This window comes from Caballeronia sp. SL2Y3, from assembly GCF_022879575.1.
Classification (GTDB): Bacteria; Pseudomonadota; Gammaproteobacteria; order Burkholderiales; family Burkholderiaceae; genus Caballeronia.
In genome coordinates this window covers 627,661-642,311 of sequence record NZ_CP084263.1, presented here as the reverse complement: position 1 = coordinate 642,311, position 14,651 = coordinate 627,661, and the positions used below count along the sequence as shown (strand labels likewise).

10 protein-coding genes are annotated in these 14,651 nt (G+C 61.1%); 7 read left to right on the top strand and 3 right to left on the bottom strand.

Translation table 11 applies throughout. The features are described from left to right. Positions 1-62: 62 nt before the first annotated feature. Positions 63-1,052, bottom strand: a complete 990-nt coding sequence (locus LDZ26_RS25290) for a chemotaxis protein CheB (RefSeq protein WP_244851458.1) — start codon at positions 1,050-1,052, stop codon at positions 63-65. Positions 1,053-1,204: 152 nt separating this feature from the next. Further along, a complete protein-coding gene (locus LDZ26_RS25285) occupies positions 1,205-5,371 on the bottom strand; it encodes a CheR family methyltransferase (RefSeq protein ID WP_244851457.1) in 4,167 nt (1,388 codons plus the stop codon). 388 nt (positions 5,372-5,759) lie between these two features. Between LDZ26_RS25285 and LDZ26_RS25280 the strand changes: the two genes are divergently transcribed. Both LDZ26_RS25280 and LDZ26_RS25275 read left to right on the top strand, forming a co-directional pair. Further along, the gene (locus LDZ26_RS25280; protein WP_244851456.1) at positions 5,760-6,215 is read left to right on the top strand and encodes a histidine kinase; all 456 of its coding nucleotides are present in this window, start codon (positions 5,760-5,762) and stop codon (positions 6,213-6,215) included. A 265-nt stretch (positions 6,216-6,480) separates the two neighbouring features. After that, entirely contained in the window at positions 6,481-7,173 is a 693-nt protein-coding gene (locus LDZ26_RS25275) for an SDR family NAD(P)-dependent oxidoreductase (RefSeq protein WP_244851455.1), read from the top strand. 22 nt (positions 7,174-7,195) lie between these two features. Here the strand turns inward: LDZ26_RS25275 and LDZ26_RS25270 are convergent, their stop codons facing one another. Then, the gene (locus LDZ26_RS25270) at positions 7,196-7,855 is read right to left on the bottom strand and encodes an HD domain-containing protein (protein ID WP_244851454.1); all 660 of its coding nucleotides are present in this window, start codon (positions 7,853-7,855) and stop codon (positions 7,196-7,198) included. A 138-nt stretch (positions 7,856-7,993) separates the two neighbouring features. Between LDZ26_RS25270 and LDZ26_RS25265 the strand changes: the two genes are divergently transcribed. From LDZ26_RS25265 to LDZ26_RS25245, 5 genes are all read left to right on the top strand, one after another. Next, complete coding sequence (locus tag LDZ26_RS25265; protein ID WP_244851453.1) at positions 7,994-9,406, top strand: PLP-dependent aminotransferase family protein; 1,413 nt, start codon at positions 7,994-7,996, stop codon at positions 9,404-9,406. 119 nt (positions 9,407-9,525) lie between these two features. Then, positions 9,526-9,942: a cupin domain-containing protein gene (locus tag LDZ26_RS25260; RefSeq protein ID WP_244851792.1), complete on the top strand. Its 417-nt coding sequence runs from the start codon at positions 9,526-9,528 to the stop codon at positions 9,940-9,942. Between the two features lie 24 nt (positions 9,943-9,966). After that, a complete protein-coding gene (locus LDZ26_RS25255) occupies positions 9,967-10,422 on the top strand; it encodes a carboxymuconolactone decarboxylase family protein (protein ID WP_244851452.1) in 456 nt (151 codons plus the stop codon). 447 nt (positions 10,423-10,869) lie between these two features. Further along, the gene (locus LDZ26_RS25250) at positions 10,870-12,660 is read left to right on the top strand and encodes a CpsD/CapB family tyrosine-protein kinase (RefSeq protein WP_244851451.1); all 1,791 of its coding nucleotides are present in this window, start codon (positions 10,870-10,872) and stop codon (positions 12,658-12,660) included. A 531-nt stretch (positions 12,661-13,191) separates the two neighbouring features. Next, positions 13,192-14,595 carry a glycosyl hydrolase gene (locus tag LDZ26_RS25245; RefSeq protein WP_244851450.1) on the top strand — a complete coding sequence of 468 codons (1,404 nt, stop codon included), beginning with the start codon at positions 13,192-13,194 and terminating at the stop codon, positions 14,593-14,595. The last annotated feature ends 56 nt before the right edge of the window (positions 14,596-14,651 follow it).

Genomic DNA, 14,651 nt, shown 5'->3' with positions numbered 1-14,651 from the left:
TCAGCGCCAGGCCCAAGTGCATCGATGATACGACGGTCGTGTTCGCGGCTCGCTATAGCCCATTAAGGCTCCCGAACGCCGGCTGCGGCGCGCAAAAGTTCCGCCAATTTCTCGTTCTCGTCGATGCGCGCCTGTTCCACCGCCACGTCCGCGTCACTGCCCGCGCGCTCTGCCCACTGCTGCCGCTCGCGCGCGAAAATGAGGCGCTCGTGCACTGCGCGCAGCGCGCTCCAGATCGCGTTATCGGCGGTTTGCGCGGTGGCTTCTTCCAGCGACAGCACGGAGTATGCATGGCCGGTATGGCATCGGTAGCGTAGCGGCCGGTCGTCGTTCCGCCGCCAAAGGGCGCCGTTGCAGCTGGGACAGGTGAGCGCCGAACGCTGTCCGATCTCATCGAGCACCTGCGGTTCGACGAGCCCGCTCTCAGCAATCTGTGCCTCGCGGTCGAGGTCGGGCCGATTAGTCATGGAATGCTCCTTCCGCCGCTTTGCCCCCTTGACGGCCGCAAGAAGGACCGCCGGGAGGTCGTCCAGCTTCGCGATGACATCCGCGCCTCCGGCCGCTATCGCGCTGCGCGGCATCGACGGGGCCTCGCAGTCATCCGGATGCTGAACCACGCCGTAACCGCCCCGCGCTCGAACGGAGGCGAGGCCCGCGGCGCCGTCGTCCAGGTCGCCACTGAGCACGACGCCCACCACGCGGCTTCCGTATTCGACGGCTGCCGATCTGAACAGCGGATCGGCGGCGGGCCGTGCGAAGTTCTCTGTCGCGGTGTCGAGCAGGCACAGCATGCCGTCGCGTAAGACCATGTGACGGTCGGGTGGCGCCACGTAAATCCTGCCACGCTGTAGCACTTCTTTGTGCTTCGGATGCGTCGCCGTATGAGGGCCCCAGTGGGAGAGCAGCTCCGGCAGGACGCTCGGATGTCTGCCGATGTGCAGCACGATGCAAAGCGTGGCGTCCAGGTCCGCAGGCAACTGTGCCACGAGCATCTTGAGGACCGGAAGTCCGCCGCGAGATGCCGCAATGACAACAATATCTCGATGATCCATAGGGCCTCCAACTCATGTAGGCCGCATTATTTGCGCCAGCCCTTGTTCGTACCCGTCGCGACGTCGGTCCGGTGTCCTACGATTCAATGCTGCCACGCGCCCCCTCACACTCACGCCGAAGATCGCTGCATGTCCAGGCGACGCGCTGATGCCTAGCCGGTAGCCTGGCTTCCCTGATCGCGCGTCAACACGCCCAACCCATCCATCAATTGCGAGAAATCCAGCGGTTTCGCCAGATGCACGTCGTAGCCCGCTTCGTGCGCGGCCTGGATGTCCTCATGCCGGTCGTGTCCACTGAGCGCAACGCAGCGCAGCGCAATCCATCCCGGATTCGCGCGGATCCGGCGCACCAGCTCGTAACCGTTCATGCCAGGCAGGTCGATGTCCGACACGACTGCGTCGATCGGCTTCTCCCCGAGAATCTGCAATGCCGTGTCTGCGTCCGTCGCGGCTTCGACCACCGCGCCTTCGAGTTCGAGCAGCGTAGTCAGCGATGCGCCGGTATCTTCGTCGTCGTCGACCAGCAGGATGCGCAGCCCGACGATACTCGCATTGTCTCGCGTGATGGCGCTGACCGGCGGCGTGGTGTCCGCCGCCGGGAGCCATACCGACATCGTCGTGCCCATGCCGTGGCCTTCCGATGCCGCCGCGACCCTGCCGCCATGCTTCTCGACCAGTTGCTTGACGAGCGCGAGACCGATGCCCAGACCGCCGCGAACGCGGTCGCGCGGTCCCTGCCGGAACATGTCGAATACATACTCGACCATCGACGCGTCGATCCCCTGCCCGTCGTCGGCGACGTCGATGCGCAACATCCGGCCTTCATGCGACAGATTCAGCTTCACATGGCCGCCTGCATGGGTGAACTTCAGCGCGTTCGACACGAGGTTCCAGATGATCTGCTCGCACCGGACCGGATCGGCGAGCGCGATCGCCGGTCCTTCCGCAAGATGCGTTTCGAGCGCGATGCCGCGCGCACCGGCGTCTTCCTCGCAGGCATCCGCAATGCTGCGCAGGATCGCGGACAGGTCCACCCGCTGCACTTCGAGCGTGAGCTTGCCCGTCTGAATGCGCGACCAGTCGAGCAGATCGTCGATGATCTGCGCCTGGCTGCGCACCGCCTGCTTGATGGAAACGGCCGCTTCGCGCACGGCGTCGATGTGCCGGACCTCCGGCAAGCGCGGCAGCATCTCAGACTTCACGCCTATCAGATTGAGCGGATGCTTCAGTTCATGCGACAGCACCGCGATGAACTCGTCCTTCACCTGATTGGCGCTCAGCGCCTGCTCGCGCGCCCGCTGCTCCTGCTCCAACGCCTCGCGGCTCGCGTCCTCCCGCTGCTTGCGCTCGGTCAGATCGCGAACGATCTTCCCAAAGCCGCTGAACGAGGCATCTGAGATCGGCGTGACCACGCCGCTGCAATAGATGCGCCGGCCGTCCTTCGTGCGATGCCAGCGCTCGTCGTCGGCGCGGCCTTCCCGCAGTGCGGTTTCCCGCTCGTGCGCGGGCACGAACGCCATCCGGTCGTTCGTCTCATAGATCAGGTCGATGTCCCGGCCGATCACTTCGTCTTCCGCGTACCCGAAGATTCTTTCCGCGCCCGCGTTCCAGCTCACGATCAAGCCGTCGCGGTCGTGAATGATGATCGCGTAGTCCTTGGTGGACTGCGCGACGAGACGCAGCCTCTGCTCGTTCGCGCGCGCCGCCTCTTCGGCGCGGTGCCGGTCCGTGATGTCGATGAGCGTGATCACCGCGCCATCGATATGATCGTCGGCCGTGCGATACGGCAACAGGCGCATCAGATACCAGCGGCCCGACTCGCTCTGAATCTCGCGCTCGGTCAGCCGCAACGACTGGAACGACTGCCGCACGTCGTCGGCGAGTGTCGGGTAGCGCAGCGAATGCGTGATGTGAAAGAGCGACCGGCCAATGTCGCTGTCGATGAGATTGAAGATCGCCGTCGCGTTCGGCGTGAAGCGCTTGATGCGAATCTCCTTGTCGACGAACACCGTCGCAATCTCGCTCGACTCGATGATGTTGTGCAAGTCGTCGTTGGCCTTCGCGGTGTCTTCGATGCGTGCCTGCAATTCCGCGTTCGCGGTGGTGAGTTCTTCGTTGACCGACTGGAGTTCTTCCTTGCTGCTTTCGAGTTCTTCGCTGGTCGAGCGCAATTCTTCGTTGATCGCCTGCAGTTCTTCGTTCGACGCCCTCAGTTCCTCGACCGACGTTTCGTACTGCTCGATGATCGTCGCCAGTTGCTCGCGGCTCTGCTGCAGTTCCTGTTCGAGCTGCGCGAGCACGGGGTCCTGACCCGCCGCTTCGGCGTGTTCCTCGTCGGTCATGCGAGCCGACACTTCATCGAACACGATAAGCAGGAATCCGGCATTCGCGACCTTGTCGTGGAACGGCCGCACCGTCATGTTGATCCACGAGGCGCGCGGCTCGTGCACCCACTTCACGCGGCGCGCCTCGACGCTCGTGCCGGTTTGCAGCGCACGGAAAATCGCGGTGCGAAGTTCCAGACGCAAGTCCGGCAGCACCAGCGACATGATGTTGCTCGACAGCTCGCCGCCCGGATGGCGCAGGAAACGACCCGCATTGTCCGACAGATGCACCACGTTCGAGTCCCGGTCGATGATGACGCTCGGGGACGCATACGTTTCCAGCGCGCGCTGATGCAACTCCGTGAACGAAAAGCTGCGCTGCGCGGGACTGGCCGGTGCCCGCCGCGGCGCGGTAGGCACGCTTCGTTCGTCGGCGCTGCCGGTTTCGTGCTGGGACAGCGGCGGAAACCCGACCGGAGGCTTCGCGCGATGCGCGACCGTGCGCGCCCGGTAGATGCGCCATTTCTTGTCCACGACGACGAACAGGTCGTCGGCGGCATCGGCTGATTCGGCGGTGCCGAGGAACAGGTAGCCGTTCGGCCGCAGCGCAAAGTGGAACAGTTCGAGAATCTGCCGCTGCACCGCGCGTTCGAGGTAGATCAGCACGTTGCGGCAGGAGATCAGATCGAGGTGCGAGAACGGCGGATCGCGCAGCAGGCTGTGCGAGGCGAACAGGATGCGCTCGCGCACCGACTTGGCGATGACGTAGTGTGCGGACTGGCGCACGAAATACCGCTGCAATAGTGCGGGCGGCACGTCGTTCGCGATCGTGAGCGGATACGAGCCGGCGCGCGCACGCGAGATCGCCGCTTCGTCGATGTCGGTGGCGAACACCTGAATCGATCGGGCCGAGGCCGCCGCGTCGCGCGCCTGCGCCAGTTGCAGCGAGATGGAATAGGCTTCCTCGCCGGAGGCGCAGCCGGCCACCCAGACGCGCACCTGGCCCTCGCCCGGCTCTTCGGTGAAAAGCGTAGAAATGACCTCGCGTTCGAGATAGTCGAACGCGCCGCGGTCGCGGAAAAACTGCGTCACGCCGATCAGCATGTCGCCGAGCAAGGCGTTCGCTTCGTCGGGCGTCGCGCGCAGGAAGTCGCGATAACCCATCAGATCGCGCTGTCCGTTGACCTGCATGCGCCGTTCGATACGCCGCAGCACGGTGGCGCGCTTGTACAGCCGGAAGTCATGCCCCGTGCGCACGCGCAGGTGCATCAGTATGTCGGACAGCGCGCGCTCCGGGTCGTTGGCCAGCCGACGCGTGCGGTCGTTCGCCGGCTCTGCGACTTCGTGACTCTCCAACTGAATGCGCTGGGCGTTCGCCGATAGTTCGATCAACCGTTGCGGCATTTCGGGCGCGGGCAGCACGATGTCGACGTGACTCGTCGCAATGGCGTGCTGCGGCATCTCCGCGTACTCGGCATCGCTGGGCGTCTGCGCTAGCGTGATCCCGCCCGCTTCCTTGATGCGGATGAGACCCGCCGCGCCATCCGATCCCGCGCCGGAGAGCACGATTCCGATCGCATGCTGCTCGTGTGCGTCTGCGAGCGTGCGGAAGAAATGGTCGATGGTGAACGGCGGGCTCTCGGATGCATCGCGGTCGGTGGCTCTCAGGCAGCCATCCGACATCTCCAGCCGCTTGCCGGGCGCGATCACGTACACATGGTTTTTTTCGAGCGGCAGCGTGGAAGTCACCTGCCGTACCGGCATGCCGGTGGTGCGCTGGAGAATATCGTCGACGTGACTCGCATATTCTGCCGCCAGATGCACCACGACGACGAACGCCATGTCCATACTGCTTGGCGCATTCTCGAAGAACGTCTGCAAGGCTTCGAGGCCGCCGGCCGACGCGCCGATACCCACCACAGGAAACCGCAAGCCGCTCTTGACCGCAGTGGGGGAACCCGTCGCTCGCTGGAGCGTCGACTTTGGCTTTGACACTGCGCCTCTCCTCGTCTAATGCGCGGCTGGGTTATCCACGACCAATGCCGAATTGTGTACTGAACTACCTATTCTAGGACCAGCGAGACGGCACAGCTATTGTAGGGCAGCCGCCGGGGATCGGCCTCGCTTAAAGCATTACGGAAGGGATGCCCTGAACGACCGATCGGACGGAGACCGAGCGCCGTTCGGAAAGGCATGCCAGTCTCGTCGCGTCGCGTTGCCGTTCCGTGGCGCTTACACCGCGATCGTCTCGAAACTGCTTGTATTGACGTGAAACGGGGAATACAACTGTTGCTTAGCCAGATTCTAACGTGTGGTGCCAGCACGGAAACTGGGGCACGAATCGCAACTGCGGTTGCAGCAAACGGGCCAGCCAGGAGGCGCTATGACACGTCGCGTACCGTTGGACGACGAACAGGAGTGCGCGTTTTGGACGACGAACGTTGAAGCCAAGGGGACAACAGCCAATTGCCGTGTTCTCATCGGCCATCGCGATGAAGCCATTGGTGCATCGCTCGCCTTGCTCCTGACGCTCAAGAAGTACCAGGTCCTTTACGCCACGAACATCGCCACGCTACAGCGCCAGATCGCGAGTTGGCGCCCCCATGCGCTCCTGCTGGATACACGGCTGGATGCGGATTCGCGTTATGCGTTCGTGCGCAGACTGCGCAAGGACGACCAGACGGCCAGACTGCTGATCCTTGCGATGAGCAACGTCTACCCATTGGATTCTGTCTCGACGTTGAAGCAGGCCGGTTTCGACGGGCACGTGCGAAGGCCTTGCTCGGTATGGCGCGTGATCGATCTCCTGGACAGCCGCTTCTGTCGTCTGGACTCCTGATAATCTTCGACGGCCTCTTGTTCATTCGGGTCTCCAAGTAAGGGGCCGATCGCGCTCGCATTCGATGCACGCGCCGGTTCCGTGATGAGGCAGCGCCACTCATTACCCTTTGGCATATGTGCAATTACCTCTAATCGACTACCCCCGATGCAGCACTTCCCGCAAACTCTCACACAGAGGGTTGAGAGAGCACGCGACCCGTCGCTTGCAACTCACTCGAAGGAACTTTGCCATTGAATAATGTCTCAATGATCGGAGGTGTCACATGACGGACACGAATACAGTCTTGATCGTAGGCGCATCGCGTGGATTAGGTTTGGCGCTAGCTGAGGAGTGGCTCGCGCGAGGGTGGAACGTAGTCGCCACCGTGCGTGGTGACAAGACGCCGCTTCATCGCCACGCGCAAGAATTCGGACAGCGTTTGCGCATCGAGCAGATGGACGTCACGAGGACCGAGGATATCGATAGCCTCGCGGCCCGTTTCGCTGAGCACGAGTTCGACGTTCTCTATGTCAATGCGGGTGTCGCGCTCGGGCCTGAAGATCGAGCCAGCGAGGTGTCGACCGAGGACTTCACGCGCCTCATGCTGACGAACGCGTTGAGTCCCATTCGCATCGTCGAACGGCTATGTGAAAAGGTGAAGGCAAGCGGTACGATCGCTATCATGTCGTCGAGCCTCGGCAGCGTGGCACTCAACGAAAGCGGTGGATGGGAAGTCTATCGAGCCAGCAAGGCAGCTCTGAACACGCTCATGCGCTCATTCGCTGCGCGTCACGCGGACGCTTCATGGTCTCTTGCGCTGGTCGATCCGGGGTGGGTGCGAACCGAGATGGGCGGGGCCGATGCGACGCTCGGCGTCGAGGAAAGCATTCCGGGAATCGTGAACCAGATCGAAGCGTTCTCGGGCAAGCCGGGCTTGCGTTACTACAATTACCGCGGGCAAACGCTTCCCTGGTGAATCGCTTTCCATGTCGACGACGTCAGCCCCACTTCGAATTGAGAATGATGCTGCACAGGTTCACGCGTTCGAAGCTCGGATCCTTGTGCGCCAGGAAATCGTCGTTGAACGTGCCGAACGTGGTGCCCGGGCGATGCTTCATGCCGTCGTAGAAGGCATCGATCATTCTGGCGGCGAAGTCGGCGCCGCGCGGATAAGCCGCGACCACCGCCGCGCGCTGCGCTTCCGGGAACGCATCGAAGCCGCGCCCCGCTACGTCCATCCCCGCTCCGGCTTGCACCAGCGCAATCTCGCCATGCATGTGTTCGGGAATGCCCGGCGTCGTATGAAGCGCCACCGCGGTCCACACCTTCGCCACGTCCGCCTCGTCCACGTGGTGGCTGCGTAAAAAATCGCGTGCGGCGTTGGCGCCGTCCACTTCGAAACGCAATTCGCTTTTGCCATACGCCGCCGTCAGACCGATATCGTGAAACATGGCCGCGACGTAGAGTAACTCGGGGTCGTACTCGATGCCGTTTCGTTCGCCCAGCAGCGCCCCCCACAGGTAGACCCGCGTCGAGTGGTTGAACAACAGTTCGCTTTCCGTGTCGCGGATGAGTTCGGCTGCCTCACGCGCGAGCTGGCTGTCGGGAATAGCGACATGGGGGATGGCTTCTCTCGCTGCGGCTGTATCTTGCTTCATCGGTTACTCGAACGGGTTTTGTGAATCGGGCAGTCATCGCGCGCCGAATGACACGCGGCGCTATAACCGGGAAGTTACGCTTCGCACGGGTCAGGGAACAGGCCCAAGATCAGTGAAAGCCACTGTACTATCGCGTCTATGGCAACACTTTCCATTGGACTCGATCGTGCCGGAGGCCTCCCGCTGTCGGCGCAAATCTATGGCTCGATTCGCCATGCGATCGAGTCGGGCCAGCTTGCCGCCGGCGCGCGGCTGCCCTCGTGGTCGGATCTGGCCGCGCAGCTGGGCGTATCGCGGGGCACCGTTCGTACGGCCTACGAGCGCCTGATCGACGAGCAGTTCGCAATCGGATTGGGTGCGGCCGGCACGCGGGTAGTCGCGAGGCCCTCGCCCCCGACGGCCGGATGGTCGCCCGAGGCACCGCCGCTTCCGGAGCTGTTCAACGACTTCAGCACGGCGCCGCTGGCGTTTCAGATGGGCGTGCCCTCGCAGGACGCGTTTCCGTTCAAACTGTGGTCACGGATCCAGGCACGCGCCGCCCGCCGGGCGGCAGCGGCTCCTGTCGGCTATCCGGACCCTCGCGGCGATCCTGATCTACGACAGGAAATCGCGTCGTATCTTGCGGTGTCGCGCGGGCTGCTATGCAGTCCCTCGCAGGTCTTCGTCACCGCGGGTTTCGCGGGCGCTCTGAACCTCGCGATTCGCGGCCTGCGCGTCGAAGGTGAACACGCCTGGATGGAAGAGCCCGGCTTTCCGCTCACGCGCACGGCGCTCGACCTGGCCGGCATGCACGTCGCAGGCGTGCCGGTGGATACGGAGGGGCTCGATGTCGACGCAGGCATGCGGATCGCGCCGGCAGCCGCCTTGGCCGTGGTGACGCCGGGTCAGCAGGCGCCGCTCGGGATGACGATGTCGCTCGCTCGACGGCTCTCACTGCTCGACTGGGCCAGGCACCACGATGCCTGGATCGTGGAAGACGATTATCTCGGCGAGCTGCAATTAAGGGGACGCGCTGCACCGGCGCTGGCCTCGGTCGACCGCGACGGACGCGTGCTTCACATCGGGACCTTCAGCAAGACCATCAGCCCGGCACTACGCCTGGGTTATCTCGTTGTCCCGCAGGCTCTGGCACGCGGCTTCGGCGATGTTGCGGCGTGCCTTTCGCCTGCTCCGGCTGCATCCGTGCAGCATGCCGTCACCGAGTTCATGCACGACGGACACTTTCTTCGCCATCTGCGGCGTATGAAGCGTCTTTATGCGGGCCGGCAACAAGCGCTGCTTCGTTGTCTGAAGGAACTGGGCTCGGAGTCGATCGAAGTGCAGGGTTCCGCGGGCATGACCGTGGTGGCCGCGCTCACGCAACCCGCCGTATCGGATATCGAGATCGCTTCCCGCGCGCGAATGTTCGGGCTCGCCCCGGTCCCTCTCTCACCCTGGTATACGACCGATTCGAAGCAGCAGGGGCTGCTGCTCGCCGTGACCAATCTCGATGAAAGAACCCTGGCGGGCAACTGTTCGCGCCTGCTGGAAGTCGTTCACGGGCGCCACTGACCAGGCAGCGAGGGACGTGGCGCGCACCGCCGTCTTGGTGCATTGAAAATGTTCATTCCTGGTGCTTTTGCGTGTCCCCGCGCGACACGACAATGCAAAGCACAAAGGAGCCAGACACCATGAACATTCGATTCATCAAGCCAGCCGTCTGCGCAGCCGTGGCGTTGGGCATTGCGGTATCCGCCTTGGCACACGGCGCGGCCGAGACCGTCACACCGAACTTCCAGCACGCCATTCCGAACGTTGCGGGGAAGTCGTTGACCGCCGTCGTCGTCGACTACGCGCCCGGTGCGGCGTCCTTGGCGCACAGACATGCGGGCTCGGCTTTCATCTATGCGTACGTCGTATCGGGCGACATCGAGTCGCAAGTCGATGACGGTCCGAAGCGCGTCTACCATGCCGGCGAGAGCTTCTTTGAGAAGCCCGGCTCCGTTCACCGCATAAGCCGCAATGCGAGCGAAACGCAGCCCGCGAAGCTGCTCGCCGTCTTCGTCGCCGACAGCGACGATAAAACGCTGACCACTCCCCTCAAGTAATCCACTACCTTCAGGAGTCACCTCATGAGCAAGCGTCTCGACTATGTTCAGATTGCGCCGGCAGGCGTCAAGGCCCTTGGCGGCGTCTATGGCTACGTGATGCAGAGCGATCTATCGCCGGTTCTGGTCGATCTGGTCTACTTGCGCGTCTCGCAGATCAACAACTGCGCCTATTGCCTCGACATGCACGCGCGCGACCTGCTGAAGAAAGGCGTCAAAATCGAAAAGCTCGCGCTCGTGCAGGCATGGAGAGAAGCGGGCCATCTTTTCGACGACCGGGAGCGCGCAGCACTCGCGTGGGCGGAATCGGTCACGCTGGTGGCGCAGACCGGCGTGCCCGACGCGTCGTATGAGGCTGCCCGCGCCTCGTTCAATGAGCGTGAACTCGTCGATCTGACAATCGCCATCAGCTTGATGAATACTTATAACCGCCTGGCAATCAGCTTCCGCAATACGCCGCAGGCCGTGCTGGAGCAATGAGGGGCCTGCGAGTTCTCACGTCGGAAGAGACTTGAAGAGATAGCCGGGCGCACCAATCCTGCCCGCGCGGCGGGCGGGATCGCACGCGTGTCCGCCGTGGTCGACGGCGGATCACGCTACCAGCTTTCACGAATGCCGACGGCTTTGCGGCGACTCTCTCAACGACGGTACTAAGTCAAGGGTCACCGACGCGCTATCCATCTTTTAATAGCATGAGTAACCATGTCTGTTTCCGCACGTATCCTCGCTGAAGTTCGAGTGATGAGAAAAACGGCGGTATAGAGTCCTGAATTCGGCATGCGGCGCGCAAGTCCAAGCGCAGGGATACTGAGTAAAGCCGACTACAAAGAACTTGCTGTGCCTTTCGCCTGACGATCCGGCAGCACTCAATCTTGTTCGCGACTCGGCCTCTTGCGCCGACTCGGACGCTGAGATAATGAGGACCTCATGTACTCGAAGATCGTATCAATCCTCTTCTACATGTTTTTCACCTGCATTATCTTCAACCCGCGGGTCAATGGCTTCACGATTTACTTCTATCTTTTCATTCCTTTTCTCGACATCAAGTTCCTGCGCTTCCTTTCTGCCACTGTCCGTAGCTGGAGCGGTCCGCTGGCAATAGGTGTGGCAGTCAGCGCAATAGGTTCGCCGAGTGTCGCGCTGCGAGTCGTCTCCATTGCAGTGTGCATCGGCTACATGATGTACACCATAGGCGCCCGCATCTGCTATCTGCACCATTGGATGGCTATTAACGTGGCGTTCGCAGTCGTGCAATTCGCGGCCTATTACGTCGACCGAGGGCTCGCCGAGACGCTCGGCCCGGCCGCCCTCTCACGGATGATATGGGGCGAGTATGCAACGCGCGCCTATTCCAACTTCTACGAATTTCTGTTTTTTGCAAGAGCCTCTGGATTCTCGCGAGAAGCGGGCTTCTTTTCCTCCTTGCTTGTGGCTTCGCTCATCGCTCATCTTTTGATCGAGAAGGTCAACAAGAAGATTGTTGCGATGTACTGCCTCGGGCTGTTCCTGTGCTTCTCGAAGTCCTCGTTCATATTGTTCATATTTTTGGGACTCTATCCGCTACGGCACAGACTGCGGATGGTGCATCCGCTCGTCATGCTCGCCGGGTTCGTTTGCGTCGTTGGCCTAGTGGGCATCTATCTCGGCAGTCATACGTTTTATGGGTCGACCACTTTCTCGCACCGACTCGGTGGTTATCCGTTCATGTTCGATGCGTCGCTCGAGGACGTATTGCGGGGCGTCACTGCGGACGATGTACGCTCGCGGTACATGTATATGCCTTCGTTCCGTCTGGTCGAATATGAGATCTCGTCTGGCGTGCCGTTCGCGGGCCTGCCTGCGAGCTTCGCAGAGATGGGGTTGTTCAGCGCGCTCCTCCTGCTTGGGTTCATTGCGTTCACGGCTAGCGACGGGTTTCTCATGCTGCTTCTTTTGCTCATCACCTCGACGGTCAGCATTACTACCGTGACGTCATTCGTGGTGATCGGCTACCTCGTTCTCTATTGGCCGAGATTTGCGGCATATCGCGCAAAGCGCAATTCCTTTCCGGCAGCCAGCTTCAAACTCTTTCCGCTGGAGCACTTCCAGCTGAGACGCCGCGAACGGCTCAGGCTGCCTTATACGCGCTGGAAGCGCAATGTGATGATCGTCACCAGTTCAAGGTCTAACCCCGGAAAGACGGTGTTGGCGGCCCAGCTCGCGTCCATGAATGCGAAGGCGGGCAACAGAGTACTGCTCGTGGACGCCGATTTCCGTCAAGGTGCGATCTCTGATTCGTTCGGACTATCCGATTCGTTAGGACTTGCGCAGGTTCTCGACAGAAATATCAGAGTTCAACATGTCATTCATCGTGTTGAAGGATTCAGGAACCTGGATGTAATACCCGTTGGCGATCTGCTGCCGCACCCGAACCTGTCACTCTACATTGGGCGTCTCTCGCGTCTGGTGCGCGAGCTAACGTCCTACTACGACCTCGTTATCATCGACACGCCTGAGGTGCTGTCGGCTGATGACGCCTGCCTGATTACGCCGCTCGGTGCTTGCACCTTGCTGGTCGAGCAACCCGACAGTCACGCTGCGGGGAATATTCAGGAGGCGGTGAGAAGACTCGATCGGGTACGTGCCAATATCGCCGGAGTCGTCTTCGATGCGATGCCACGTCATGCTCCGCCAACGACGCGACAAAGATATGGCCACGTCGATCACGTGACGCCATAGACATTCTCTCGTCGCTTTGACCGACTGCCTGCACGCCGCTGCCAAAAATGAACGTCCGTTCGCAAAAGGTAAGGCAATCCCCGAAGCGCGCTGTCAATTCCCCAAACGCTGTCGTGCAGGCAGCGCGACTCTGCAGGGGCCCTAGTCTCAATCAGCCGACGCGGCAAAGTCCGTTGTCCATGCTGCGGTGCGCCACCGGCGACTCAGTCTCCTATCAGTTCAATGAGCGCCCCAGGAGCGGCGGGTCAAAAATCAAGGCCACGAAGTACTGCAGAGTAAAAAATACCTAAAAGAAAATCTGCGCGAAATATTAAGGATCACGAACCGATCCTTTTACCGCCTCAACTCTTTGCTGCCCAACACGCTTGGTCAGTTATTCCGTATCCTTAGCGTCCTCGGGTGCAATTTTCCACTTATGATAGTAAGAAAACCTGGATTCTCTTTTTTCCGATACCGTTACATCCAGAAACATGTGAGGAGACTTATCAGACATATACTGCGCGCACCTTGCTAGAAAACGAAACTATTACTGTGTCGAATAAATTCTCAGCCCAAGTTAAGCATGTTTTACCTGTCGGAATCGATGGTAAAAACGACTTCATCTCGCGTCGAAGCTTTCTGTCTCTTCTCATGGCGAGTGCCGGCAGTGCGGCCCTGGCCGCGTGCGGGGGCGGGAGCGCAGGCGATGGTTCGTCGGGCAGCGTCGCAAACGTTGCAACCGGCGTCTCGAAGGCCGCATCGGCGAGCGGAACCGTCATTCCGCCGGCTTCGTCCATCACGGACAATTCAGGCAATGTCTGGACCCTCGTCAGCGGACACGTCACGCGTAACGGCTCCAGCGTGACGACCGGATCATCTGTCGCATTGGTCGCCATTCTGTATTTCAACGGCACCATCTACGCGAAGAACTCATCCGGCATCTGGTTCAAGAGCGGCAGTCCCTGGACGAACATCGGTTCGGCTGACCCGCGCGGAACGACTGCCACCAATGCTGTCGCCAACAATTCTCTGTTCTATGGCATCAACGGCCATATGGCATGGGGGTCGGGCAGCATCTACAACACCATGTCGGCCGCCTCGCAACTCGCTATCCTCAAAGACCTGGGCGTGACCAACTATCGTGCGGATGTATGCACGGCCGCTATGGCCCAGATTCTCGCGAATGCGCTGAATGGACCGTTCAAGGATAACGGCGTGTCGATTCTGCCGGTGCTCAATCCGCCCTCGATCGGCTGGAACGTCTCCCTGAGCGAGTCGGCCGCCTATACGCTTGGCTACAACCTCGCCACGAGCGTGACGAAGGTGCTCAAGGGTTTGGTCAAGTACATCGAATGCGGTAACGAACTGGACGTCAATGCGCGTTCCAACGGTAACGGCAACCTGACGAGCAATTGGGATCCGAAGGCGTGGGGTTCGTTCCGTGGCGTCATTCGCGGCATGGTCGATGGTGTCCGCGCAATCGACCCGACTATCAAGGTCGGCGTGGGTGTCGGTATTCCTCTCGCCTTCCGCGCACTGCAGATGCTATGGAACGGCATTACCCCGGATGGCTCTGCAAACGGCGTCTCGGGCGCCGCGACGATCCGCTGGGATTTCACGTGCTACCACTGGTATGAAAGCTCGGGCGACGTGGTCTGTGGATGGATCAACAATCAGTGCTTCGACGTGCTCCAGTCCCTGAAAGATGCGTTCGGCGTACCGATCTGGTTGACCGAATGGGGTTGGCACGGTCAGACGGACACTCCGGATCAGCAGGTTGCATATGTCAACAAGGCGCTGGCCGAGTACAAGTCGGTGAAGGACAAGTACAACCTTCAGTCCGTGATGATGTACGCCGTCATCGACGACCGCTTCGGACTTGTCAAGAACGACGGGGTCACGAAGACGCCGGCTTATAACACCTTCAAGAATTTCGTTAAAGCCAATCCCGTTTGATCGGCCACGCAAGGAGCGCTTCAGTTCAGGAAGAATCGAAGCGCTCCGTGACTGCG